Origin of the sequence: Nevskia soli DSM 19509 (assembly GCF_000711955.1) — a bacterium.
In the GTDB taxonomy this organism is placed as follows: Bacteria; Pseudomonadota; Gammaproteobacteria; order Nevskiales; family Nevskiaceae; genus Nevskia; species Nevskia soli.
In genome coordinates, this window is the sequence record NZ_JONR01000010.1 from 1 (window position 1) to 24761 (window position 24761).

General features: G+C 66.1%; 26 protein-coding genes. 16 read left to right on the forward strand and 10 right to left on the reverse strand.

Features of this window, described 5'->3' with window-relative positions:
- From prpB to BP26_RS0106295, 3 genes are all read right to left on the reverse strand, one after another.
- The coding region (gene prpB, locus BP26_RS0106285) for a methylisocitrate lyase (RefSeq protein WP_029919723.1) at positions 1–676 on the reverse strand (676 nt) is incomplete at its 3' end.
- 106 nt (positions 677–782) lie between these two features.
- Positions 783–950: a rubredoxin gene (locus BP26_RS0106290; protein WP_029919724.1), complete on the reverse strand. Its 168-nt coding sequence runs from the start codon at positions 948–950 to the stop codon at positions 783–785.
- Positions 951–1053: 103 nt separating this feature from the next.
- The gene (locus tag BP26_RS0106295; protein WP_029919725.1) at positions 1054–2217 is read right to left on the reverse strand and encodes an alkane 1-monooxygenase; all 1164 of its coding nucleotides are present in this window, start codon (positions 2215–2217) and stop codon (positions 1054–1056) included.
- Between the two features lie 186 nt (positions 2218–2403).
- Between BP26_RS0106295 and BP26_RS0106300 the strand changes: the two genes are divergently transcribed.
- Positions 2404–2892 (forward strand): cupin domain-containing protein, encoded by a 489-nt coding sequence (locus BP26_RS0106300; protein WP_029919726.1) that lies wholly within the window; start codon positions 2404–2406, stop codon positions 2890–2892.
- Between the two features lie 141 nt (positions 2893–3033).
- On the opposite strand, the gene BP26_RS0106305 is transcribed toward BP26_RS0106300, so the two are convergent.
- Positions 3034–5190: a DUF1631 family protein gene (locus tag BP26_RS0106305; RefSeq protein WP_029919727.1), complete on the reverse strand. Its 2157-nt coding sequence runs from the start codon at positions 5188–5190 to the stop codon at positions 3034–3036.
- Positions 5191–5533: 343 nt separating this feature from the next.
- Between BP26_RS0106305 and metH the strand changes: the two genes are divergently transcribed.
- The gene (metH, locus tag BP26_RS0106310) at positions 5534–9334 is read left to right on the forward strand and encodes a methionine synthase (protein WP_029919728.1); all 3801 of its coding nucleotides are present in this window, start codon (positions 5534–5536) and stop codon (positions 9332–9334) included.
- A 50-nt stretch (positions 9335–9384) separates the two neighbouring features.
- On the opposite strand, the gene BP26_RS0106315 is transcribed toward metH, so the two are convergent.
- On the reverse strand, positions 9385–10230 hold the full coding sequence (locus BP26_RS0106315; RefSeq protein WP_029919729.1) for a class I SAM-dependent methyltransferase: 846 nt from the start codon (positions 10228–10230) through the stop codon (positions 9385–9387).
- A 136-nt stretch (positions 10231–10366) separates the two neighbouring features.
- On the opposite strand from BP26_RS0106315, the gene BP26_RS0106320 reads away from it, so the two are divergent.
- Positions 10367–12397, forward strand: coding sequence for an alpha/beta hydrolase family protein (locus BP26_RS0106320; protein ID WP_169740654.1), 2031 nt, complete (start codon positions 10367–10369; stop codon positions 12395–12397).
- 59 nt (positions 12398–12456) lie between these two features.
- Here the strand turns inward: BP26_RS0106320 and BP26_RS0106325 are convergent, their stop codons facing one another.
- Positions 12457–12939, reverse strand: coding sequence for an FKBP-type peptidyl-prolyl cis-trans isomerase (locus BP26_RS0106325; protein WP_029919731.1), 483 nt, complete (start codon positions 12937–12939; stop codon positions 12457–12459).
- 188 nt (positions 12940–13127) lie between these two features.
- Here BP26_RS0106325 and BP26_RS0106330 point away from each other — a divergent pair, with 188 nt between their 5' ends.
- The 11 genes from BP26_RS0106330 (at position 13128) to BP26_RS0106385 (ending at position 19541) form a co-directional block, all read left to right on the forward strand.
- Positions 13128–13445: a hypothetical protein gene (locus BP26_RS0106330; protein WP_029919732.1), complete on the forward strand. Its 318-nt coding sequence runs from the start codon at positions 13128–13130 to the stop codon at positions 13443–13445.
- Positions 13446–13550: 105 nt separating this feature from the next.
- Positions 13551–13841: a DUF167 domain-containing protein gene (locus tag BP26_RS0106340; protein WP_029919733.1), complete on the forward strand. Its 291-nt coding sequence runs from the start codon at positions 13551–13553 to the stop codon at positions 13839–13841.
- A 55-nt stretch (positions 13842–13896) separates the two neighbouring features.
- Positions 13897–14499 (forward strand): imidazoleglycerol-phosphate dehydratase HisB, encoded by a 603-nt coding sequence (gene hisB, locus BP26_RS0106345; RefSeq protein WP_029919734.1) that lies wholly within the window; start codon positions 13897–13899, stop codon positions 14497–14499.
- A 44-nt stretch (positions 14500–14543) separates the two neighbouring features.
- A complete protein-coding gene (gene hisH, locus BP26_RS0106350) occupies positions 14544–15203 on the forward strand; it encodes an imidazole glycerol phosphate synthase subunit HisH (RefSeq protein ID WP_029919735.1) in 660 nt (219 codons plus the stop codon).
- A gap of 208 nt (positions 15204–15411) precedes the next feature.
- Positions 15412–16143: a 1-(5-phosphoribosyl)-5-[(5-phosphoribosylamino)methylideneamino]imidazole-4-carboxamide isomerase gene (gene hisA, locus BP26_RS0106355; RefSeq protein WP_029919736.1), complete on the forward strand. Its 732-nt coding sequence runs from the start codon at positions 15412–15414 to the stop codon at positions 16141–16143.
- A 22-nt stretch (positions 16144–16165) separates the two neighbouring features.
- Complete coding sequence (gene hisF, locus BP26_RS0106360; protein ID WP_029919737.1) at positions 16166–16948, forward strand: imidazole glycerol phosphate synthase subunit HisF; 783 nt, start codon at positions 16166–16168, stop codon at positions 16946–16948.
- Positions 16949–17054: 106 nt separating this feature from the next.
- Positions 17055–17417: a phosphoribosyl-ATP diphosphatase gene (locus BP26_RS0106365; protein ID WP_029919738.1), complete on the forward strand. Its 363-nt coding sequence runs from the start codon at positions 17055–17057 to the stop codon at positions 17415–17417.
- Positions 17418–17447: 30 nt separating this feature from the next.
- Positions 17448–17696, forward strand: a complete 249-nt coding sequence (tatA, locus tag BP26_RS31245; RefSeq protein WP_029919739.1) for a Sec-independent protein translocase subunit TatA — start codon at positions 17448–17450, stop codon at positions 17694–17696.
- A gap of 39 nt (positions 17697–17735) precedes the next feature.
- On the forward strand, positions 17736–18047 hold the full coding sequence (gene tatB / locus BP26_RS0106375; protein ID WP_051748455.1) for a Sec-independent protein translocase protein TatB: 312 nt from the start codon (positions 17736–17738) through the stop codon (positions 18045–18047).
- On the forward strand, positions 18040–18843 hold the full coding sequence (gene tatC / locus BP26_RS0106380) for a twin-arginine translocase subunit TatC (protein WP_051748457.1): 804 nt from the start codon (positions 18040–18042) through the stop codon (positions 18841–18843). The genes tatB and tatC overlap by 8 nt, the downstream gene beginning before the upstream one ends.
- A gap of 98 nt (positions 18844–18941) precedes the next feature.
- Positions 18942–19541: a hypothetical protein gene (locus tag BP26_RS0106385; protein WP_029919742.1), complete on the forward strand. Its 600-nt coding sequence runs from the start codon at positions 18942–18944 to the stop codon at positions 19539–19541.
- Here the strand turns inward: BP26_RS0106385 and aroE are convergent.
- The 3 genes from aroE to hemB form a co-directional block, all read right to left on the reverse strand.
- The gene (gene aroE, locus BP26_RS0106390; RefSeq protein ID WP_029919743.1) at positions 19538–20350 is read right to left on the reverse strand and encodes a shikimate dehydrogenase; all 813 of its coding nucleotides are present in this window, start codon (positions 20348–20350) and stop codon (positions 19538–19540) included. The genes BP26_RS0106385 and aroE overlap by 4 nt on opposite strands.
- A 62-nt stretch (positions 20351–20412) precedes the next feature.
- On the reverse strand, positions 20413–21111 hold the full coding sequence (locus BP26_RS0106395; protein WP_029919744.1) for a glutathione S-transferase family protein: 699 nt from the start codon (positions 21109–21111) through the stop codon (positions 20413–20415).
- Positions 21108–22106, reverse strand: a complete 999-nt coding sequence (hemB, locus tag BP26_RS0106400; RefSeq protein ID WP_029919745.1) for a porphobilinogen synthase — start codon at positions 22104–22106, stop codon at positions 21108–21110. Before hemB ends, BP26_RS0106395 begins: the two co-directional genes overlap by 4 nt.
- Before the next feature lie 176 nt (positions 22107–22282).
- Here hemB and BP26_RS0106405 point away from each other — a divergent pair, with 176 nt between their 5' ends.
- Both BP26_RS0106405 and BP26_RS0106410 read left to right on the forward strand, forming a co-directional pair.
- On the forward strand, positions 22283–22873 hold the full coding sequence (locus BP26_RS0106405; protein ID WP_029919746.1) for a sigma-70 family RNA polymerase sigma factor: 591 nt from the start codon (positions 22283–22285) through the stop codon (positions 22871–22873).
- Positions 22870–23619: an anti-sigma factor gene (locus BP26_RS0106410; protein ID WP_084182867.1), complete on the forward strand. Its 750-nt coding sequence runs from the start codon at positions 22870–22872 to the stop codon at positions 23617–23619. Before BP26_RS0106405 ends, BP26_RS0106410 begins: the two co-directional genes overlap by 4 nt.
- 162 nt (positions 23620–23781) lie before the next feature.
- Here the strand turns inward: BP26_RS0106410 and BP26_RS0106415 are convergent, their stop codons facing one another.
- Positions 23782–24726, reverse strand: a complete 945-nt coding sequence (locus BP26_RS0106415) for an alpha/beta hydrolase (protein ID WP_029919748.1) — start codon at positions 24724–24726, stop codon at positions 23782–23784.
- Positions 24727–24761: the final 35 nt, after the last annotated feature.

A 24761-nucleotide genomic window follows, 5' to 3' on the forward strand; every position in this document is an offset into this window, starting at 1 on the left:
CGTCCACCGAGCCCAGTTCCTGGGTGGTGAACAGCGGGGTGAAGCCGAATTCGGTGATGTTGGCCAGGATCGGCACTTTGACCGCATCCTTGAACTTGCGGTACATCGGCAGCTCGGTCATGGCCTCGGGGAAGATCATGTCCGCGCCGGCCTCGACATAGGCCACGGCGCGCTCGATGGCGGCGTCGATGCCTTCGATGGCCAGGGCGTCGGTGCGGGCCATGATGACGAAGCCCGGATCGGTGCGGGCGTCGACGGCGGACTTGATGCGGTCCACCATCTCCTCCTTGCTCACCACTTCCTTGCCCGGACGGTGGCCGCAGCGCTTGGTGCCGACCTGGTCCTCCATATGCACGGCGCCGGCGCCAGCCTTGATCATCGAGCGGATGGTGCGGGCGATATTGAAGGCGCCGCCCCAGCCGGTGTCGATATCCACCAGCAGCGGCAGGGTGGTGACGTCGGTGATGCGGCGCACGTCGGTCAGCACGTCTTCCAGGGTGCTGATGCCCAGGTCCGGCATGCCCAGGGAGTTGGCGGCGACGCCGCCGCCGGACAGGTACAGGGCCTTGTAACCCACCGCTTCCGCCATGCGGGCGGTGTAGGCGTTGATCGCGCCGATCACCTGCAAGGGCTTCTCGGCGGCGACGGCGGCACGAAATTTCTGGCCTGCGGACATGCATGTACTCCTGGGGGATCAATGCACCGAGACTGGCGGCCCGATGCAACCGCGTCTTGCGCCATACGGAGGATGCGGACCGGCTGGGCCGCATCCGCGGGCGAATCTAGTCGATCTCTTCCATCACGAAATCGCTCTTGGCGGCGCCGCAATCCGGGCAGGTCCAGCTGTCCGGCACGTCTTCCCAGCGCGTGCCGGGAGCAATGCCTTCCTCGGGAACACCCTTGGCCTCGTCGTAGACGAAATCACAGACCAGACAGCGCCACTTCTTCATCAGCAACCTCAAACGGATAGGAAATTTGGCCGGCGTCAGCCGGCACCCACAAAACGAAACGGCGGCGCATCCGGTCGGGATACGCCGCCGAAACGGGCGCCAATTATGCCGTGGCGGAGCCGTATTTCGCCAATATCCGGTCTCGTATGGAGGGCTTGATATTGGCCTTGCTCATGTCGCCGCCGAAGTGCTGCACCACTTTGGGATCCATCACGCGGAACCACAGCCAGGGGATGTAGGCCACCACGATCATGCCGGCATAGCCGTTAGGCAGGCGCGGCACGCCCTCGAAATTGCGCAGGGTCTGGAACGAGCGCGTCGGGTTGGCGTGGTGGTCCGAATGCCGCTGCAGGTGGTACAGGAAAATATTGGTGGCGGTGTGGTTGGAATTCCAGGAATGGTGCGGCTGGCAGCGCTCGTAGCTGCCGTCCGCCTTCTTCTGGCGGCGCAGGCCGTAGTGCTCCAGGTAATTGACCACCTCGAGCAGGCTGCCGCCGTAGGCGCCCTGCACGATCATGAAGGGCAGCGCCCACCAGCCGAGCCAGGCGGTCATGGCGGCGAACAGCGCCACCGTGATGGCCCAGGCCTGGAGATTGTCGTTCTCGATCGACCAGACGCTCTTGCCCTGCTTCTCCAGGCGCTGCTTCTCGATTTCCCAGGCCGACTTGATCGAACCGTAGACGCAGCGCGGCAGGAATTCGTAGAAGGACTCGCCGAAGCGCGAGGTGGCGGGATCTTCCGGCGTGGCCACGCGCACGTGGTGGCCGCGGTTGTGCTCGACGTAGAAATGCCCGTACATCACCGGCGCCAGGGCGATCTTGGCCAGCCAGCGCTCCAGCTTCGAGGTCTGGTGCCCCAGCTCATGGCCGACATTGATCGCCAGGCCCGAGGTCATGCCCACCGAGACCAGCAAGCCCAGCCACTGGTACCAGACCAGGTCGCCGCGCACGGCGAGATAGGTGCCGCCGATGAAGCTGAGGTATTGCGCCGGGATGGCGGCATAGACCACGTAGCGGTAGTACTTCTCCTGCGCCAGGGCTGCCATGACTCCGTCCGGCGGATTGGACTCGTCCTCGCCGATCAGGCGGTCGAACAGGGGAATCAGGGTGTAGACGATCACCGGTGTGGTCCAGAAGAACAGCGACAGGCCGGTCCACAGGTACAGGCCGTACCCGTACAGCGGCAGGCCCATGACCACGATGCCCAGCAGCCACAGGTAGCGCTTCTTGTCGGTCCAGGCCGGGGCGGAGAGTGTCGCGGTCGTCATGATGGGGCTCCTGTATGTCATCCCTGACAAGCACCGCGCCATCCATGGCGCGGACTGTTGAATAAAGCTTATAGAACGATCGTTCAATAAACTAATCGAAACATTGGCTGATGTCAACGTCGCTGGTCGGCCGGGGAAAACAGTCGCCTTTCAGCTAAGCTCGGCCATCACGATTGGGAGTCCGGCATGACCGAGCGACCGAGCTTCATCCGACACTGGCGCGACCTCGAGGGGGCGGACGATCGCCACTACCCGGGCGATACCGAATTGCTGGCAATCGGCGCACCGCTCGGCCGCCTGCTGGGCCTTACGCGCATCGGCATTCACCACGAAAGGCTGCTGCCTGGCCGGCGCACCTCGTACCCGCATGCCGAAAGCGCCGAGGAAGAGTTCATCTATGTACTGGAAGGAACCCCGGATGCCTGGATCGACGGCACGCTGCACCGGCTCGCGCCGGGCGACGCGGTCGGCTTCCCCGCCGGCACCGGGATCTGCCACACCATCCTGAACAATACGACCACCGAGGTGCGGCTCATGGTCATCGGCGAGCGTTCGAAGCCGGAGAACCGGGTGCACTACCCGCTGCACCAGGATTACGAGCGGACCCGCGACGACGCCTGGACCGACGTCCCGCCCCGCGCGCTGGGCGGACATGACGGCAAGGCGCGGACTTGAATCGCCAGATATGAAGTAGCTGGCTTGTTTCAAAAGTCCCCGCCATGGATAGCCGATCAATAGATTCCGCAGAGATCGCGCGTGGGGTGCTTGTCAGGGACGACAGGCTGCTTGTCAGGACGACAGCAGCGCTGGAACAGCTCAGGCGTGGTTCTTTCCACGCCTGAGCTGTTCCAGCGCTTCCCGGGCTGAATCGTCGGGATTGATCGGCTCCGACTGGCCACTGGCCAGGTGCTCGGCAAAGCGATGGGCGCGGATGCTCAGCTTCAGGCTTTCGTCGAAGCCGGTGAAGGTGACGGAATCCTGGTCCGGATAGAACGAGTTCAGCTTCAGCCAGCGCGTCTGGTTGTGTTCGGCGTCGTAGACGCGGAACCAGCTTTCCGGCGCCAGCAGGCGCCGCAGCAGGTCCATCACCGTGGTCGAAGCGGCATCGGCGCCCGATGCGGTGGGCGGCGACGCGGCAACCTGGCTGGCCCGCTCCGCGCGCGCTTTTTCCCGCGCCTGCTGGTCGAAATCCGACATCAGCAGATGCTCTTCGCGTTCGGTCAGGCGCTCGGTCTGCGCGCCCACGGCAGCGCCCGGTGCGGCCTCGGCGCTGTCGAGCAGCTTGTAGACCTCCTGCAGGCCGTTGAGCAGGGACTCGACCTTGTCCTCGGTCATGCCGATATCGGCGAGCGCAGTCACGATCTTGGACAGCAGCTGCTCGCGCGTCTCCAGCACTTCGGGACTGGCCGGCGGAATGAATTCGAGGCTTTTGAGCACCCCTTCCATCATCGACTGCGCTTCCTGGTACGGCCCGCTGCCGCGGCCGTTCTTGAGCAGGCGCACCGCCATCAGCGGGCCCACACCCCCGCGCAGCAGGTCCATCACCGGGTCCGGCACGCGGCGGCCCAGGGTCTGCACTTCCAGCTCCTGCGCCACCTGGCGGCGCACCCGCACCAGCAGGGCCTCGCGGCGAGCGCGGGTCTGCTCGCGCATCTGGTTGAGGAAGCCTTCCACCTCGCCTTCGGGCACCGGCTGGGCGGAATTCAGCGCATCGGCCACCAGGGCCGGGCCGGTCTGCAGGGCCGAGGCAGTGCGCATGGTCTCGCGCAGTTGGGCCTGGGCCGATTCGCTGGTCTGCGCCGACACCGCGAGTTCCACCATGTCGCTGAGCAGCTTGCGCAGGGGGTGGGCCTGATTGGCGAAAAAGCTGGGGTCGCTGAGCGCGGTCTTGTAGACCGGGTAGCGCAGCTTCTCCAGCGCCGGCCGCAGCGGCTCGGGCAGCATCGGCTCGGCCATCAGGTCGTCGAACATGCGGCCGGCCAGCGACAGGCGCTGGGTCGAGGCCTGCACCGCCGGCGAGGAGGCGCCGCTGATCAGGGTTTGCAGCAAACCGGCCAGTTCGGCGCCGACCGGGTTGCTGGCGCGCTGCACGCTGGCCTGATCGAGCGAATAACGGCGCAGCAGTTCCTGCGCCTGGGCATAAGGCTGTCCTTGCGCATAAGGCTGGCCCTGTCCATATCCCTGGCCGCCGCCTGGCGGTGCGTAGGAACCCGCAGCTCCGCCCTGCGGCTGGAACGGTGCCGGCGGCACCATCTCGGTCTCGTCCATCGGCGGCAGGGGCGGCGGCGAGCTGCGGCGCGAAGGGTTGATGCCGTGGCGTTCCAGCACTTCCAGCGCCGCATTGTAGACCTTGCCCAGGTCGTTGATGACGACCCGGTCGAACAGCTTGTAGATGACCAGCTTGACCTGGAACTCGGTATCCAGCACGCCGGTAGCCTTGCCGAAGGCGTCACAGATACGTCCGGGACCCAGTGCCAGGGGCGACACCGGAACGCCGAGCTCGCGCACCGCGAAATCCAGATGGCGCTCCAGCTCCCAGATGGGATTTTTGTAAAGGCCTTCGGCCTTGGCCGCCATGTTGGTGACGGCGATCTTCTCTTCCAGTTCCTCGGTGGGCTGGATCGACAGGCTGTCGAGATCGAATTCGAGTTTGCTGTTGCGGGGGGCGACGACCGGCGCGAAGCCGCGGGTCAGGTCGTCGGCGAAGGCGATGCCGACCTTGCCGCGGTCCAGGCGCAGCACCCGCATGGTGTCGAAATAGCGGCGCCGCTCGTCGTCGGTGGAGGACTTCTCGCCCATCTCGAACAGCACGTCGTCGGCGCTGTCGAACATGCGCCGCACCAGCTCGTCGAGCACGCCCAGGGCGACTTCCCGCAGTTCCGCCACCAGGGGATGGGAAGGAACGGGCGCAACCGTCTGCTCGCCGCGCCCCTGCGGCGAACCGGAAAACAACGGATGCACCGTTGCGGTCATTGCGGGTTACTCACCATTAGGATCTAAGTCCCTGAATTTGAAACGCCGGGCCCGCCTCGTTAGGTGCACGATCACGGACTCCCTGAGCCGGCAGCAAGGATAATACCCGAGACCAGATGAAATGCAGTCGAGCGTAAGCAAAATTGTTTGTTCTCATGATTTTGCTCCCCGGCAACTGCCTTCCCGGGTACTAGACGCCCGATCCATGCCAGCGGCCTATGCCGACGGACGTAGCGCGGGTACGGGACGATGAGCGGTAGCGGACCCGAATCGGCCCGCAGCCTGCGAGCCCATCTCCCGGCCTGAATATCTGCTTATCCGGATAAAGGGATACAATAGCGCCATGTTCGACGCCCCACTCGCAGTTCCGCAAGAATCCCTCGCCGCCCGGCTCGATGCGCTCGCGCGTGAGCGCATTCTGGTCATCGACGGCGCCATGGGCACCATGATCCAGGGCTACAAGCTGGGCGAGGCCGACTACCGCGGCGAGCGCTTCAGGGACTGGCCCCACGATCTCAAGGGCAACAACGACCTGCTGGTGCTGACCCAGCCGGACATCATCCGCGAGATCCACCGCAAATATCTGGTGGCCGGCGCCGATTTCATCGAAACCAACACCTTCAATTCGCAGAGCATCTCGCTGGCGGATTACCACATGGAGGCGCTGGCCTACGAGTTGAACTTCGAGGCGGCCAAGCTGGCGCGGCTGGAAACCGACGCGGCGAGCACGCCGGAACGGCCGCGCTTCGTCGCCGGGGCCCTGGGCCCGACCAACCGCACTGCCAGCATCAGCCCCGATGTCAACGATCCGGGCAAGCGTAATGTCAGCTACGACAGCCTGGTGGCGGCGTACTGCGACTGCGCGCGCGGCCTGATCGACGGCGGCGCCCACGTGCTCCTGATCGAAACCATCTTCGACACGCTCAACGCCAAGGCGGCGATCTTCGCGGTGGAGCAGGTGTTCGAAGAAAAGGGCGTGCGCCTGCCGGTGATCATCAGCGGCACCATCACCGATGCTTCCGGCCGCACCCTGTCGGGCCAGGTGACGGAGGCGTTCTGGAATTCGGTACGTCACGCCAGGCCCTTCGCCATCGGCTTCAACTGCGCCCTCGGCGGCAAGGAGATGCGCCCCTACATCGCCGAACTGGCGAAGCTGGCGGACTGCTACATCTCCTGCTATCCCAATGCCGGCCTGCCCAACGCCTTCGGCGAATACGACGAACGGCCGGAGGATACGGCGGAGATCATCGCCGAGTTCGCCGACGCCGGCCTGGTGAACATCGTCGGCGGTTGCTGCGGCACCACGCCGGGGCATATCGGCTCGATCGACGCGCACGTACGCGGCAAGAAGCCGCGCGTGCCGACGCCGGCGGCACCGGCCTGCCGGCTGGCGGGCCTGGAACCGCTCAACATCACCGACGACACGCTGTTCGTGAACGTGGGCGAGCGTACCAACGTCACCGGCTCGGCCAGGTTCAAGGATCTGATCAAGGCCGGCGACTACACCGCCGCCCTGACCGTGGCGCGGCAGCAGGTGGAAGCGGGCGCGCAGGTGATCGACGTCAACATGGACGAGGGCATGCTCGACGGCAAGGCCGCCATGGTGCGCTTCCTCAACCTGATCGCCTCCGAGCCGGACATCTCGCGCGTGCCGATCATGATCGACTCCTCCAAGTGGGAGGTGATCGAGGCCGGCCTGAAGTGCGTGCAGGGCAAGCCCATCGTCAACTCCATCTCGATGAAGGAAGGAGAGGAAAAATTCATCGAGCAGGCCAAGCTGTGCCGGCGTTACGGCGCGGCGGTGGTGGTGATGGCCTTCGACGAGCAGGGCCAGGCCGACTCGCTGGAGCGCCGCAAGGTGATCTGCCAGCGCGCCTACGACATCCTGACCAAGCAGGTCGGCTTCCCGGCCGAAGACATCATCTTCGATCCGAACATCTTCGCCGTGGCCACCGGCATTGCCGAGCACAACCGCTACGGCCTGGATTTCATCGAGGCCACCGCCTGGATCAAGCAGAACCTGCCGGGCGCGCTGATCTCGGGCGGCGTCTCCAACGTCTCCTTCTCGTTCCGCGGCAACAACCTGATGCGCGAGGCCATCCACGCCGTGTTCCTGTACCACGCCATCAAGGCCGGCATGGACATGGGCATCGTCAACGCCGGCCAGCTGGCGCTGTACGCCGAGCTGAACCCCGAACTGCGCGACGGCATTGAAGATGTGATCCTGTATCGCCGAGAGGACGCCACCGAGCGCCTGCTCGAATTGGCCGAACGCTTCAAGGGCGGCGCGGCGGAGAAGAAGGTCGGCGACGAACTGGCCTGGCGCGAGCTGCCGGTGCGCGAGCGCATCAAGCACGCGCTGGTGAAAGGCATCGACGCCTACGTCGACGCCGACACCGAGGAGCTGCGCGCCGAGATTGCCGCCGCCAAGGGCCGCCCGATCGAGGTGATCGAAGGTCCGCTGATGGACGGCATGAACGTGGTCGGCGACCTGTTCGGCGCCGGCAAGATGTTCCTGCCGCAGGTGGTGAAGTCGGCGCGGGTGATGAAGAAGGCGGTGGCCTACCTGATTCCCTTCATCGAGGCCGAGAAGAAGCCCGGCGACGTGGAGAAGGCCAAGGGCAAGATCGTCATGGCCACGGTCAAGGGCGACGTGCACGATATCGGCAAGAACATCGTCGGCGTGGTGCTCCAGTGCAACAACTACGACGTGGTCGACCTCGGCGTGATGGTGCCGGCGCAGAAGATCCTCGACGCGGCCAAGGCCGAGAAGGCCGACATCATCGGCCTGTCCGGCCTGATCACGCCCTCGCTCGACGAGATGGTGCATCTGGCCAAGGAGATGCAGCGCCAGGGCTTCGACATTCCGCTGCTGATCGGCGGCGCCACCACCTCGCGCGCCCACACCGCGGTGAAGATCGCGCCGGCGTATAAAAGCCCGGTGCTGTGGGTGAAGGACGCCTCGCGCTCGGTGCCGGTGGCGGCGGCCCTGCTGTCGGCCGACCAGAAGCCGAAGCTGATGGCCGATACCGCGAAGGAATACGCCGAGATCCGCGAGCGCCACGCCAACAAGGACCGCGAGCAGAAATATTTTTCGCTGGAAAAGGCCCGCGCCAACGCCACGCCGATCGACTGGTCGGCCTACCGCCCGTTCCGGCCGCGCATGCTGATGCAGCAGACCAAGGATGTGTGCGAAGGGCCGAATTGCGACCACGCGCACCATACCCAGCCGACGCAGTACGTGAAAGTGCTGCGCAACTATCCCATCGCCGAACTGCGCCAGTACATCGACTGGCAGCCGTTCTTCATCGCCTGGGAGATGAAGGGGCGCTACCCGGACTTGCTCAACAACCCGGTCAGCGGCGAGGCCGCGCGCCGCCTGTATGCCGACGCCCAGGAAATGCTGGACAAGCTGATCGCGGAGAAGTGGCTCACCGCCAACGGCGTCTGCGGCTTCTTCCCGGCCAATGCGGTGGGCGACGACATCGAGGTGTATGCCGACGAGACGCGCACGCAGGTGATCCAGCGGCTGCACAACCTGCGCCAGCAGAGCGAGCATCGCGAAGGCGTGCCGAACCGTTGTCTGGGCGACTTCGTGGCGCCGAAGAGCAGCGGGCTGCACGACTATGTCGGCGCCTTCGCCGTGACCACCGGCCTGGGCAGCGCGGAAAAGATCGTCGAGTTCAAGAAGGCCAATGACGACTACAGCGCGATCCTGCTGGAGTCGATCGCCGATCGCCTGGCCGAAGCCTTCGCCGAGCGCCTGCACGAGCGGGTGCGCAAGGAATTCTGGGGTTATGCCGGCGACGAGCACCTCGACAACGCCGCCCTGATCGACGAGAAGTACAAGGGCATCCGTCCCGCGCCGGGCTATGCCGCCTGCCCTGAACACAGCGAAAAGGGCACGCTGTGGCAGTTGCTCGATGTCGAGAACAACACCGGCATCAAGCTCACCGAAAGCTATGCCATGTGGCCGGGCGCGGCGGTTTCAGGCTGGTACTACGCCCATCCGGAATCGCAATACTTCGTGGTCGGCCGCATCAAGAAGGACCAGGTCGTCGACTACGCCGAGCGCAAGGGCTGGACCGTCGCCGAAGCCGAGAAGTGGCTGATGCCGAACCTGGCCTACGAGCCGGAAGAGTAGGCTGGCCGGCGAAGCGGCATTCATCCGCTGCGCCGGCCAGCTGTTTCGATTTAGCCCTGCGGCTTGATGAACTTCAGCGTCATCCGATCCGATTCGCCGATCGCCTCGTACTTCGTTTTGTCCTTGTCGCCGAGGGTGTAAGTCGGCGGCAGGGTCCACACGCCGTCCGGATAGTCCTTCTTGTCCTTCGGGTTGTCGTTCACCGAAGACGCGGCGACGAACTGAAAACCGGCATTGGCGGCCAGCGCCTTGACGTAGGACTCGTTGACGTAGCCGGTCTTCCTGGTCTGCTCCAGCGTGGTGTAAGGCTTGGCGCGGTGCTCCTCCACGCCGAGCACGCCGCCGGGCTTGAGAGCGGTGTAGAACGCGTTGAACGCCTCCTGCTCGTAGCCGCCGGCCATCCAGTTGTGCACGTTGCGGAAGGTTAAGACCAGGTCGGCGCTGCCCGGCGGGCAGATCTCGGTGCGCAGCGGCGGGCGGAATTCGGTGACGGTGACGGCGGAGTAGCGCGCCGGATCGGCATCCAGGCGCTGCTGGTATTCGGCGACGCTCCGGCGTGTTCCTTCCGAGGCATCGGGCAGGCTCGCCGCCGCTCCGGCCGCGTAATATTTTCCCTGGTCGCGCAGATAGGGGGCCAGGATCTCGGTGTACCAGCCGCTGCTGGGCCAGATCTCGACCACGGTCATGTCCGGGCGGATGCCGAAGAACTTCAGCGTCTCCAACGGATGGCGGTAAACATCGCGGGCGCGATACGATTCGGTACGGCTCGGGCTGGCGATGGCCTGGGCCAGAGGATCGTTCGCGGCGCTCTTGCTGGTGGATGGCTCGGCCAGGGAAGCGGCAATGGGGGCGGCGACCACAAGGAGCGCCAGTGCGAGGCGGGATTTCAGCAGCATTGAGGAATCTCCGGATGCCCCGGTGTGCGCGGAATCACAGTACGCGTGGGCGCGCAGCTATCCAGCGGCCGGGGAATCGCCTAAGGTTTTGGGTTGCATCATATCTTCAGTTTCGTTCTTCGGGGGGAAGAGCTACATGATTCGTCCGTCACTCTGCTTGCTGGTCCTGGCCTTGCCTGTACTCGCGCAAGCCGAGGTTCCCCTGGCGGATTTTGCCAAGCTCAACGATTTCGAAGATGTCAGCATCTCGCCGGACGGCACCTATCTGGCCGCGAAAATTCCTTCGGACGATCAGACCGCGCTGGCGATCCTCCGTCTTTCAGACGGCAAGCCGGTCGGAAAGTTCGCGCCTACTGCCGGCACCAGCGTTTATGACTATTCCTGGGCCGGACCGCAGCGCCTGGTACTGGAAACGGCCATACAGGACGGCCTGCTGGGTCAGCCCCAACGGACTGGTGAGCTGATCGGCGTCGACGCCGACGGCGGTGGCGGCAGCTACCTGTTCGGCTACAACGCTCCGACCGATTCCGGCTCGTTGATCCACAAGCACCAGGACCAGAACACCAGCAGCGGCTGGGCCACCATCGTCGAAGCGCTTCCGAAGGATCCCCATCATATCGTCATCGCAGTCAATACCTGGGGATTGAACGAGGACACCCAGCGCACCGCGGCCTACACCATGGACGTGAGCGGCGGTTCCCTCGACAATCTGGTCTTGGCGCCAATGCTGGGCTTCTCCACCTTCCTGGCCGACGTTTCCGGCGTCGTGCGCTATGCGCTTGGCATGGACCCGCACCAACACCTGTTGACCTATTTCCGCAAGTCGGCGAAGGACGACTGGAATCTGCTCAACACCGGGGACATGAAGCACGCGCAGGTCATTCCGTACAAATTCTCCGCGGATGGCATCAAGGTCTATCTGGCTTCAGATGAAGGCGGGGACCGCAAGTGCCTGATCGAGCACGATCTGGTCAAGGACGAGCGCCGCAAGCTCAGCTGCGACGACAGCGCCGACCTCGACATGGTCTATTTTTCTCCGAACCGGGTGCCGCTTGCGGCCATCTACCAATCCGACTATCCCAAGATATCGCTGCTCGACAGCGACGATCCGATGCGTGACAAGCTGGACGCTGTAGTCGGCAACTTCCCAGGCAAGATGGTAATCCCGGTGTCGCAGACTGCGGATGGCGGCAAAATGGTGGTGCTGGTCTACAGCGACCGCGATCCGGGGACCTACTACCTGTTCGACACCGTCAAGATGAGCATCGACCCGGTGCTGCGCAAGCGCCGAAGCATCGACCCGGCGCAGATGGGGGAGCGCCGCCCGATCTCCTTCAAGGCCCGGGACGGCCAGATGGTGCATGGCTACCTGACCCTGCCGCCCGGCAAGGAGGCGAAGAATCTGCCGCTGGTGGTGAACCCGCACGGCGGCCCGTTCGGAATAAGCGATCACTGGGCCTGGGAAGCGGAACCGGCCATGCTCGCGAGTCGCGGCTACGCGGTGCTCCAGGTCAATTTCCGCGGCTCTGGCGGCTATGGCCGCAACTTCGAGTACGCCGGAAAGCAGAGCTGGGACACGGTCATGATCGACGACATCACCGCCGGCACCAAGTGGGTGGTCCGCCAGGGCTACGCGGATCCCAGGCGGCTCTGTATCTACGGCGCCAGTTATGGCGGCTACGCCGCCCTCATGAGTGCGGTGCGTGAGCCGGATCTCTACCGCTGCGTGGTGGACTACGCGGGCGTCTACGATCTCCGGATCCAGAAGGCACGGTCCGATACCAGCGCCTCCGACTCGGGCAACAACTACATCGATGAGTTCATCGGTGCCACGCCCGAACGCCTCTACCAGGCTTCACCGGCAAGCCAGATCGACAAGCTCAAGGCGGCGGTGATGATTGCGCATGGCGAGGAAGACAAGCGGGTTCCGATCGCACAAGCCAAGGCGCTGCGCAAGGCACTGGACGAACGCCACTATCCCTATGAATGGCTGGTCAAGCCCGGCGAGGGTCACGGGTTCTACTTGCCGCAAAACCGCCTGGACCTGTATGTGAAGATGCTGGCATTCCTGGACAAGAACATCGGTCCCCAGGCCGCAGCCGCTTCGCCCGCCGCCGACGGAACGGCGAATGCGGCGACCGTCCCGACAGCGCCGGCCGCGCACTGATGCCGCGGACAGGACCGGCTGCCGACCGGCCCGCAGCCGGTCAGCAGCCAGCGAGACGCTCAGTGGTGATGCCCGCCCGCGCCGTGCACGTGGCCGTGCAGCACTTCCTCGACGCTGGCTTCGCGCACTTCGGTGATTTCGATGGCGAAATGCAGGGTGGCGCCGGCCAGGGGGTGGTTGCCGTCGACGGTGACCTTGTCGCCGTCGATCTTGGTGATGACCACCGACATGGGGCCGTTGTCGCTCTCGGCGCGGAACTGCATGCCCGCCTGCAGGTCGTTGACGCCGCGGAAGGCGTCGCGCGGCACCACCTGCACCAGCCCCGGGTTGTGCACGCCGTAGCCTTCCTCGGGGGTGACGTCGACGTTGAACTTGTCGCCGACCTTCTTGCCCGTCATGGCCTTTTCCAGGCCGGTGACGATGTTGCCGCCGCCGTGCAGATAGGTGAGCGGCTCGCGGCCGGAGGAAGAATCGAGCACCTCGCCGGCATCATTGGTCAGGGTGTAGTTGAAGCTGGCGACGGTGCGTTCGGCGATTTGCATGAAATTCTCTGGTGCGGAAAACGGTTGGAATAAGGCGGCATTTTAGCCCAGACCCGGCTCTTGCCGAAAAAAGCGGCGCGGCGGGTTAAATTCCGACCATGGCCGGACAGCTTTCGTTCAGTATTGCGCTGTCATGGTAGGCGCCCGTCGGAGTCCGCGGCGGCATCCCTCTAATAAGGAGAGCAGTAATGAGTCAAAGCAACGGCAGCGTGTTCTGGGGCGCGTTCTGGATGTTCCTGATCTCGATCCTCCTGTTCTGGCTGCCCGGCGTCGGCGGCTTCATCGCCGGTCTGGTCGGAGGCAAGGTTTCGGGCAGCGTCGGCAATGCGCTGTTGGCTGCCCTGCTGCCCGGACTCATCCTGGGCGCGGCCCTGTTCTTCTTCGCCACCGCCATGACCGGCATGATCGCCATCGGCGTGCTGGCCGGGCTGGGCGGCCTGATGCTGGGCATGGTGCACATCGGCATGCTGCTGCTGGGCGCCATCATCGGCGGCATCATTGCCTGATGTTCGTCCTGGCGATTCGGCAGGACTGCCGAATCGGACGGCCGCAGGCCGCCCGAAGGGCGATGGGCAGGATGCCCATCGTCAACAAGACGGCAAGATAAGCCTATGGCCTTGCTCGACCTGAAGGTCAGCCCCAAGGCTTCGCGCAATGCCCTCAGCGGTTTCATGGGCGAAGTGCTGAAGGTGTCGGTGACCGCCGCGCCGGAACGCGGCAAGGCCAACGCCGCCGTCGAAGAGCTGCTGGCGGACGCCCTGGGCCTGCCGCTTTCCGCGGTGAACGTGGTTGCGGGCCACACCGCCAAGACCAAGCGGGTGGAAATCGCGGGGCTTGCCGACGCGGCCCTGCGCCAGCGGCTTTGCACCATTCTGGAGCGCCGAACGCGACCCGGCAGATGAAATTTGCTGCGCTGCGGTGTATTCTCAGCGCCTTTCCGCAACCTTGTGTCGCAGCATGCCCGTCAGCGCAACGCGTAGCGCCGCTCTCAGCCGCGATACTCGTGAGACCCAGATTACCGTCAAGCTGAACCTCGACGGTACGGGGGAATCGCGCTTTGCCACCGGCATCCCCTTTCTCGAGCACATGCTGGAGCAGGTGGCGCGCCACGGCCTGATCGACCTCGATGTCTCCGCCACCGGCGATGTGCACATCGACCATCACCACACGGTCGAGGACATCGGCATCACCCTGGGCCAGGCCTTCGACCAGGCCATCGGCGACAAGCGCGGCATCGTGCGCTACGGCCATGCCTATGTGCCGCTGGATGAATCGCTGTCGCGCGTGGTGCTGGACTGCTCCGGCCGCCCCGGCCTGGAATGGCATGTCGAATTCCCGCGCGCCCGCGTCGCCGATTTCGATGTGGACCTGTTCCGCGAATTCTTCCAGGGCTTCGTCAACCACGCCAAGGTGACGCTGCACGTCGACGCGCTGCGCGGCCGCAATGCGCACCACATCGCCGAAACCATCTTCAAGGCCTTCGGCCGCGCCCTGCGCATGGCCGCAGCTCCCGATGCACGCCTTGGCGACGCCATGCCGTCGACCAAGGGCGTCCTCTAACCCGCCCGTTCCCCGCCACCCGATCCCAAAAGCCTCACCGCATCATGGAAACCATCGGGGTCATCGACTATGGCATGGGCAATCTGCACTCGCTGGCGAAATCGCTGGAGCGGGTGGCGGGCAACCAGCGCATCTTCGTCAGCTACGACACCAAGGCCCTGCTCGAGTGCGACCGTCTGGTACTGCCCGGCGTCGGCGGCGTGCGCGCCTGCATGGACGAATTGCGCCGGCTGGAACTGGATCAGATGGTGCTGGAGGCGGCGCGCAAGCGGCCGCTGCTCGGCGTCTGCCTGGGCATGCAGGTGCTGCTCGAGCGCAGCGACGAGAACGGCGGCGTCAACGCGCTGGGCCTGATCCCGGGCTCGGTGGTGCGCTTCCCTGACCCCGCGCCAGAAACCGAGCCGGAACTGCACCACGAGCGCCTCAAGGTGCCGCACATGGGCTGGAATCAGGTGCGGCAGACGCGCCCCCATCCGGTGTGGGCCGGTGTGCCGGACAACAGCTGGTTCTATTTCGTGCACAGCTACCACGCCGCGCCGCAAAATCCCGCGCACATCCTCGGCACCGCGGATTATCCCCAGCCGTTCGCCGCCGCGGTGGCGCGCGACAATATCGTCGGGTTCCAATTCCACCCGGAAAAGAGCCAGGACGTCGGGCTGAAGCTGCTGGCCAATTTCGTCAACTGGAATGGGGAAGGGGCGTAGTGAATCCGTACCGCCCGACCTCGCCCCCGGGCGTTCCAGAAATGGCGGCAATGAAGCGGCCTCCCCGGTTTTTTTCGCAGTTGCCGCCTGCCGCTTGCCTTGCCCCGCGCTTTCCGGCACAGTTCGAGCAGGGAATTTCAGCAGCTGTTCCACCGATCCGCGAACCTTCGACCTAAACGAACGCCGCTCCGCCGGCCCGTCCGCCCCAATGCTGCTTATCCCCGCTATCGATCTCAAGAACGGCCAATGCGTGCGCCTGCGTCAGGGCCGCATGGATGACGTCACCGTCTTTTCCACCGACCCGGTCAGCGTTGCCAAGCGCTGGGTCGACGAGGGTGCGCAGCGCCTGCACGTGGTGGACCTGGACGGCGCGGTGAAAGGCTCGCCGGGCAACCTCAAGGCGCTGGAAAAGATCGTCGCCGCGGTCGGCGACGTACCGGTGCAGGCCGGCGGCGGCGTGCGCGACGAGGAGACGGTGCAGCACTACCTCGACGTCGGCGTCAGCTTCATCATCATCGGCACCAAGGCGGTGAACACGCCGCACTTCCTGCGCGACCTGTGCCTGGAATACCCGCGCCACATCTTCGTCGGGCTCGACGCCAAGGACGGGCGCGTCGCCATCGACGGCTGGAACAAGCTCTCGCACCACGACGTGGTGGAGATGGCGCAGCACTGCGAGCGCGACGGCGTCGAAGCCATCATCTACACCGACATCGGCCGCGACGGCATGATGCAGGGTTTCAACGTCGAAGCCACGCGCGCGCTGGCCAAGGCGGTCAACACCCCGGTCATCGCCTCCGGCGGCGTCTCCTCCCTGGAAGATCTGCGCAGCCTCGGCGGCTTGCGCGAGGACGGCGTGGTGGGCGCGGTGATCGGACGCGCCCTGTACGAGGGCGGCCTGCAGTTCAAGGACTGTCTCAAGGCCGTCACCACGGCCTGATTTTCAACCGCGAAGTTTCCCAATGCTTGCCAAGCGCGTCATCCCCTGTCTCGACATCGACGCCGGCCGCGTGGTCAAGGGCGTCAAGTTCGAGCAGCTGCGCGACGCCGGCGACCCGGTGGAAGTGGCGCGCCGCTACGACCTGCAGGGCGCCGATGAACTGGTGTTTCTCGACATCACCGCCAGCGCCGACGACCGCCCGACCCTGTTCAGGACGGTGGAGCAGGTGGCGCGCGAGATCTACATTCCGCTCACTGTGGGCGGCGGCGTGCGCACCTCCGCCGACGTGCGGGCCCTGCTCTCCGCCGGCGCCGACAAGGTCTCGATCAACACCGCCGCGGTGCTGAACCCCGATTTCGTGCACGAGGCGGCCGAGCGTTTCGGCGTGCAGTGCATCGTCGTCGCCATCGACGCCAAGCGGGTCAAGCCGCGCAAGAAGGACGCCGACGAGGCGCCGCGCTGGCAGGTCTTCACCCACGGCGGCCGCAAGAGCAGCGGGCTGGACGCCATCGAATGGGCCCGCACCATGGTGGAGAAAGGCGCGGGCGAACTGCTGGTGACCAGCATGGACCGCGATGGCACCAAGGCCGGCTACGACGTCGAGCTGCTGCGCGCCATCAGTGACGCGGTACCGGTGCCAGTGGTGGCCAGCGGCGGCGTCGGCACCCTGGAGCACCTGGAACAGGGCTTCAGCGAAGGCGGCGCCGACGCGGTGCTCGCCGCCAGTATTTTTCACAACGGTACCTATACGGTAGGTCAGGCCAAGCAGTTCCTGGCCGAGCGCGGCATACGGGTGCGGCTATGAACCGGCCGATGCGGTGCTGGTCGCGAGTATCTTCCACAACGGCACCTGACACCGTTTGGGCCCAGGCCAAGCAATACCTGGCCGAGTACGGCGTGCGGGTGCGGCGGTGAGTACGCCGTCCGACGCCGACGCGGTGCTGGCGCAGCTCTACGCCACCCTGCAGCAGCGCAAGAACGCCGACCCGAAGCAGTCCTACGTCGCCGGGCTGTACGCCAAGGGTATCGACGCGATTCTCAAGAAAGTCGCCGAGGAAGCCGGGGAAACCCTGATCGCGGCGAAGAATCTGCCCCTCTCCGGCGGCACGCCGGAAAATCAGGGCGCCCTGGCCCACGAGCTGGCCGACCTGTGGTTTCACACCCTGGTGCTGCTGGCGGCGTATGATCTCCCCCTCAGCGTCCTGACCGACGAGCTGGCGCGGCGTATGGGCCGCTCCGGCCTCGAAGAAAAGGCCGCCCGTACCAACAACTGACCTGAAACCAGGCAGTAGCGAGGAATTCAAATGTTTTCCGGTACTTTCAGCATCTGGCACTGGCTGATCCTGCTGGTCATCGTCATTGCGGTGTTCGGCACCAAGAAACTGCGCAATGCCGGTGGCGATCTCGGTTCGGCAGTGAAGAACTTCAAGACCGCCATGCGCGAGGGCGAGGACGAGGCTGCGCGTCCGGCCAAGGCGCCCGAGGTGATCGAAGGCGAATCCAAGCCGGTGCCGCCGCAGTCCTCGAACTCGGCGCACAGCGACAAGGTCTAGAGGCCCCGTACCGAACCCGGTTCCGGCGGACCGCGCCCTATGCTCGATTTCAGTTTTTCGGAACTGCTGCTGTGCTTCGTCGTCGCCCTGGTGGTGCTCGGCCCCGAGCGCATGCCCGCGGTGGCGCGCACCGTCGGCCGCTGGACCGGCAAGGCCCGCGTCTACATGCGCAACCTCACGGCCGAGCTGGAGCGTGAGACCCAGGTGGCCGAGTTGAAGAAGCAGATCGACGACGCCCAGCGCATCCTGCGCGAGCAGTCGCAGAGCCTGCAGAACGAAACGCACAAGCTGGTCGAGGAGGCCAAGCCTACGACGACGGCAGTGAGCAAGCCGCCGGCCGAACATGGCTGAAGAGCAGAACGCCCTGGGCCAGTCCGGCGATGTCCCGGGCGGCGGCGAGCAGCCGCTGCTGGCGCACCTGATCGAGCTGCGCTCGCGCCTGATCCGCGCCCTGCTCGGCATCTTCGTCTGCTTCCTGCCGATGGCGTTCTTCGCCCGGCACATCTACCACCTGCTGGCCGAGCCGATGCTGCGCCTGCTGCCGGCCGGCGGCACCATGATCGCCACCGAGGTGGCGGCGCCGTTCCTGGTGCCGTTCAAGCTGGCGGCGATGCTGGCCTTCATCGTCGCCCTGCCCTGGGTGCTGTACCAGATCTGGGCCTTCGTCGCGCCCGGCCTGTATCGCAACGAGCGCCGCCTGGTGGTGCCGCTGCTGGTGTCGAGCACCCTGCTGTTCTACATCGGCGTGGCCTTCTGCTATTTCCTGATCCTGCCGGCGGTGTTCAAGTTCTTCGTCGGCGTGGCGCCGGAAGGCGTGTCGGTGATGACCGACGTCGGCAAGTACCTGGATTTCGTGATCAAGCTGTTCCTGGTATTCGGCCTCACCTTCGAGACGCCGGCAGCCATCGTGCTGCTGTGCTGGACCGGCTTCGTCACGCCGCAGCAGCTGGCGGCGCGGCGCGACTACGTGCTGGTAGGCGTGTTCTTCGTCGCCGCCATCCTGGCGCCGCCGGACGTGCTGTCGCAGGTGCTGCTGGCGGTGCCGATGTACATCCTGTTCGAGCTGGGCATCCTCGGTGCGCGCTGGATGGTGAAGTCGAAGAACGCCGCGGAACAGGCCGCCCAGTCCTCCTCGACTTCCGGCTGAAAGCGGTTCCGCGCCGCCCTCGTGCGCGGCACCTGGCGGCAGGCGCGTTGTCCAAGGTACCGCGCAATCCCGCCCCACGACGCGCCCCAGGAGACTTCATGAGTAATCGCAAGCTGTTTGCCGCCGTCCTGCTCGCACTGAACCTTGGAGCCTGCGCCACCCAGCCGCTGAACGACGTGCCGCTGGTATGGAAACCGACCTCTGAACTCAATTTCGGCGGCGTCGACCTGAGTGAGGCCCGGCGCTCGAAAATCCAGTTCGAACCATTCGTCGATGCACGCAAGCAGCCGGCGCTGATCGCGGAAAACCGCGAGGACGCGATTCCCAGGCCGGTCACCACCAGCGGCAACGTCGGCGAATTCGTCAGCGCCAATGTGCGCCAGATCCTGGACCGCGCCGGGCTCGACACGGTGGACAGCGGCGGCGACGTCATCGTGTCAGGAGAAGTGCGGGATTTCTTCGTCGAGGAAACCAGCCTGTACAAGGGCACCGTCCAGTTGCACCTCTCGGTGCGCAATCGCGCCGGGGTGACCCTGTGGAGCGGCAGTGCCAGCGGCACGGCCCAGCGCTTCGGCCGCTCCTATTCGCAGGAAAACTACTACGAAGTGCTGTCCGACTCCCTGATCAACGCCACCGTGCCCCTGGTGCAGGATTGGGATTTCCGCCGCGCCCTGGCGGGCCAGGCGAGCAACCGTTAGGGCTGCCTGAGCTCGGCCAGCACCGCGGCGGTCTCGGGCCGCAGCCCGCGCCACAACAGGAACGATTCCGCCGCCTGCTCCACCAGCATGCCCAGGCCGTCGGCGCGTTTTGCCGCGCCCTGCGCGGCGGCCCACTGCAGGAACGGCTCCGCCGCCTTGCCGTAGTTGAGGTCGTAGGCCAGGGCCCCGGGGGCGAACAGTTCCGGCGGCAGGCGCGGCACCCCGCCCTGGTGGCCGATGGAAGTGGCGTTGATCACCAGATCGTAGCGGTCGCCCTTGAGGGCGTAGTGGGTGGCCGGGCGGATCGGCCCCACGGCCTTGAACGCCAGGGCCAGTTCTTCCGGCTTCCAGGGGTTGCGGCCCGACACCACCAGTTCGGCCGGCTGCTCGGCCAGCAAAGGCGCGAGGATGCCGCGGGTGGCGCCGCCCGAGCCCAGCACCAGCACGCGCTTGCCGGCGATGGCCGCGCCGAGGTTGTGGCGCAGGTCGCGCACCAGGCCGGCGCCGTCGGTGTTGTCGCCGCGCCAGCCGGTGGCGGTGCGGATCAGGGTATTGACCGCCCCGGCGCGCTCGGCGCGTTCGCTGCGGCTTTCGCACAAGGCGACAGCGGCGGTCTTGTGCGGCAGGGTCAGGTTGAAGCCGGCATAGCCCGCGGCATGCAGCGCGGCGAGCTTCTCCGCCAGCTGATCCTGGGCCACCTCGATGGCCTCATACGACAGCTGCGCGCCGCTCTGTGCGGCGAACAGGCTGTGGATGCGCGGCGAGCGGCTGTGCGCGACGGGCTGGCCTAATACTGCGTAATGGTCCATGGAATCGGGCTTGTTTGAAGAGACCGCACCATGGATGGTGCGGTCTTGTCCAGGATGGACATTCAGCTGAAACAGCGGAGTTTCATGCGGGCGCAGTAGGCAGCCAGGTTGGGATGTTGTCCCACCGCGGCCTTCAGCGGCGTATCCAGCTGCGCTTCCCAGCAGCTGGCGAGCATGGCGTATGCGCTGGCGTCGAGCGTGCTCGCCTCGGCGCCCATCATGTAGGGTCGTTCGCCCAACAGGTCCGCCAACGCGGCGATGTCGGCGGCGCCGCGGCGGTAGATTTCCTCCGGGGAGTGCAGCGCCAGGCCCTGGCCGCGCGCGTCGCGTTCGACCTTGCGCCGCACCAGCTTGGCCACCGGGCCGCGGGCGACGGCGGGCAGGGCGGCGAAAAAGGACCGCTTCATCGCCTCCCAGTGGGCGGGATCGAGCCAGCGGCTATACAGTACCGCCCAGTACAGGTGTTCTTCCGCCATGCGGATGAAGGCATGGGCGACGGCCCGGCCGCGCGCGTCGAGCGCGGCGTCCAGGTCGATGCCCCGCGCCGCCGACAACTCGCGCGCGATGCAGCCGGAATCGGCGATCTTGCGGCCGTCCACTTCCACGTAGGGCAGCTTGGTCAGCGGCGCCTGCCTAGGTGTCAGGGCGTTGCGCGCCTCGTATTCCAGCCCGGCGAGGCGCAGCCAGGTCTGCGCCTTGATGCAGAACGGGCTGGCGCTGGGCAAACCCAGGGCCGGCCCGAACTGCCACAGGACGATCACGCCGGGCCTTCCGCCAGCCACTGCGCGGCCTGCTTGGCGAAGTAGGTGAGGATCATGTCGGCGCCGGCGCGGCGCAGGCACAGCAGCGACTCCATCACCACCTTGCGCTCGTCGAGCCAGCCGTTGGCGATGGCGGCGCGCAGCATGGCGTACTCGCCGCTGACCTGGTACGCCGCCACCGGCACGCCGAAGCGGTCCTTCACGCGACGGATGATGTCCAGATAGGGCATGCCCGGCTTGACCATGACGATGTCGGCGCCCTCGCTCAGGTCCAGCTCCACCTCGCGCAACGCTTCATCGGTATTGGCCGGATCCATCTGGTAGGTACGCTTGTCGCCCTTCAGCGCCACCTTGGTGCCGACAGCATCGCGGAACGGGCCGTAGAAGGCGCTGGCGTATTTGGCGGCATAGGACAGGATCAGGGCGTTCTTCTGGCCGTCGCGCTCCAGCACCTGGCGTACGGCGCCGACGCGGCCGTCCATCATGTCCGAAGGCGCCAGCACGTCGGCGCCGGCGCGGGCCAGCACCAGGGCCTGCTTGCGCAGCGCTTCCACGGTGACGTCGTTGTCGACGTAGCCGGAGGCGTCGAGCACGCCGTCATGGCCGTGGCTGGTATAGGGGTCGAGGGCGATGTCGACGATCACGCCCAGGCCCGGGCAGGCCGATTTCACCGCACGGATGGCGCGCGGAATCAGGCCTTCCGGGTTGAGCGCTTCGCCGCCATGCTCGGTCTTCAGCTCGGGCGGGATCACCGGGAACAGGGCCACTGCGACGATGCCCAGCTTCTGCAGCTCGGCGCACTCGCGCACCAGCTCGTCGAGATCGAGCCGGGTCTGGCCGGGCATCGAGACGATGGGACCCTTCAGCGCGCCTTCGGCCACGAACAACGGCTGGATCAGCTGCGCCGGGGCGAGGCGGGTTTCGCGCACCAGGGCGCGGACGAATTCGGCGCTGCGCAGGCGGCGCGGGCGGGTATTGGGGAAGGCGGCATTCACGGGCGGGAAACTCGCAGGGGAAACCGCGCAATTATAGGCGGCAACGCGGTCCGGGGCAGATTTGTCACCCCTCGCTGCAACCAAAACGGCCCGATCCACGTACCAGCGACCCCGCCGCAAGGCCTTGCTATGATCGGTCCCGACTCCGAGCCCAAGCGACACCTGAAAAACGCGACATGAGCTCCGCCACAGCCGACCCGGAACGCCTGACCCAGTTGCTTGCCGCCATCGGCGGCGGCGACCAGCGCGCGTTCGCCCAGCTCTATGAAAGCTGCAGCTCGCATCTGTTCGGGCTGCTGCTGCGTATTCTGCAACGACGGGATTGGGCGGAAGAGGCGTTGCAGGATTGCTTCCTCAAGATCTGGCAGAAATCGGAAACCTACGAACCCGCACGGGGCGCGCCGCTGACCTGGCTTTCCACCATCGCCCGCTATCGCGCGCTCGATCTGTTGCGCATGAAGCGGCCGGAAGTGGAGATGCCGGAAGAAGGCGAGGAACCGCCGATGACGCTGGCCGATCCGGGACAGGACCCGGTGGACGGCGCCATCGAGGGTGAAGGCATCGACAAGCTGCGCGACTGCATGCGCGGCCTGCAGGACGAGCAGCGCCGGAGTGTGCTGCTGGCGTATTACGAGGGGTACACCCACCAGGAGCTGGCGCGGGCGATGAAGGCGCCGCTGGGTACGGTGAAGAGCTGGGTGCGGCGAGGCCTGTCGCGCCTGCGTGACTGCCTGGAAGGGGTCGGCGGTGTGGTGGAGCAGGAATGAAGTATCAGGATGCCAGGTTGCGCAGGATGCTGGCGGCCGAGTACGTACTCGGCACGCTGCGCGGTCCGGCGCGCAGGCGTTTTGAGCGGCTGGCGCGCGCCGACGCGGCGCTGCGCGCGGAGCAGTATTTCTGGGAGACGCGCCTCGGCCGGCTGGCCCTCGCGGTCAAGCCGGTGACGCCGGCCCCGACCGTGTGGCTGTCGCTGCTGCGGCGCATCGAGTCGGGCAACAGCGTGCCGCTGCGCGCCCGTCCGGCGGAGCCGAAGCCGGTGCCGATGCGGCGCATCTGGGCTGGCCTCGCCGCCGCCGCGGCGGTGGTCGTGGTGGTGATGCTGGGCCAGCGCGGTATCCTGCCCGGCGCGCACGAGACCGCGCCGGTGGCACAGGCCCCGACTGCCGTGGCGCCGGCGGCGCCGGTCTACGTGGCGCAGCTGAAGGTGCCGGATTCGACCATGCAGTGGACGGTGAGCCTGTCCCTGGCCAAGGGTCGGATGACCGTGGCCGCGGCCGGCGATTACCCGCAACTCGGCCAGCACAGCATGGAGCTGTGGTGGATCTCGCCGCAGGGACCGGTGGCGATCGGCCTGCTGCCGGTGCAGGGCAATGGCAGCATGGCCCTGCCGAAGGCAATGCTGGCGCAGGGCGGCATCACGCTGGCCGTCAGCCTGGAGCCGCAAGGTGGCTCGCCGACAGGCAAGCCGACCGGGCCGGTGCTGACCTCCGGGCCGGCAGTGCAGGCCGCGTAATTTTTTTGTCATCCCGAGCGCGGCGAAGGATCTCGTCCTCATTCACCATGGCAGGGCCGGATTCCTCGCCGCGCTCGGGATGGCAAGTCTCGTAGGTTGGGGTGAGCGCAGCGAACCCCAACATTGCCTGACCTGAGCCGAAGACGTAGGGGTTCGCTACGCTCACCCCAACCTACGCATTAACTTCTGCTGCAGCCAGCCCAGCAGATCCGCGGTGGCCTGATCACGGCATTGCGGAATTTCATTGAGCAATTCGTGACGTCCGCCCTCATAGATCTTCACAGTCACGTCCTTCAGGCCGGCGCTGCGATAGGCCTGCGCCAACAGCTCGGGGCCGTGTGCGCCGCCGCTGACGGCATCCTTGCTGCCCGCAATCAACAGCACCGGCAACGACTTCGGAACGCGCGACAGGCGCCGCGGATCGCGCAGGGAAGCACCGGCATCCAGCAGGCTGGCCCATAGCGCGGCGCTGCAGCGGAAACCGCAGAGGGGATCGGACACATACTTATCCACCTCGGCCGCATCGCGCGACAGCCAGTCCGCGGGGGTGCGCGTGGGCGCGAACTTCTTGTTGAAGGCCTTGAACGACAAGGCTTCTGCCAGTGCGCTGCGGTGGCGCACGCCCAGCAGCATGCCCTCCAGCTTCAGCAGCAGGGCGCCGGCCGCGCGTGTCGGCCCCATGTCGCCGGTGGTGGCGGAAAGGATCACGCCCGCCAGCCCCTCGCCGTGTTCGACGGCGTAGTACTGGCTGAGAAAGGAACCCATGCTGTGGCCGAGCAGGAACAGCGGCTTGCCGGCCTGCTCCTGCGCCGCCCGTCCGCGCACGCGGTACAGCGCATCCAGCGCGTAGTTCCAGCCGTCATGATCGGCGAAGTGGCCGAGCTCGGCGGCGCTGTCCACGCTGAGGCCGTGGCCGGGCCAGTCCAGCGCATAGACAGCCCAGCCGGCGGCATTGAGCGCCTGCGCCAGGCGCGCATAGCGCGCGCCGTGCTCGGCCATGCCGTGCGCGACCAGCAGGGTGGCGTGGACCGGTCCTTGTGGCAGCCAGCGGTGCACGTGGATGGCGTGGCCCGTCGGTATCTGCACCTGGAATCCGTCTGCGCTCATGAGCAAGTCCCCTGATCTTGATGTCACTAGAGATG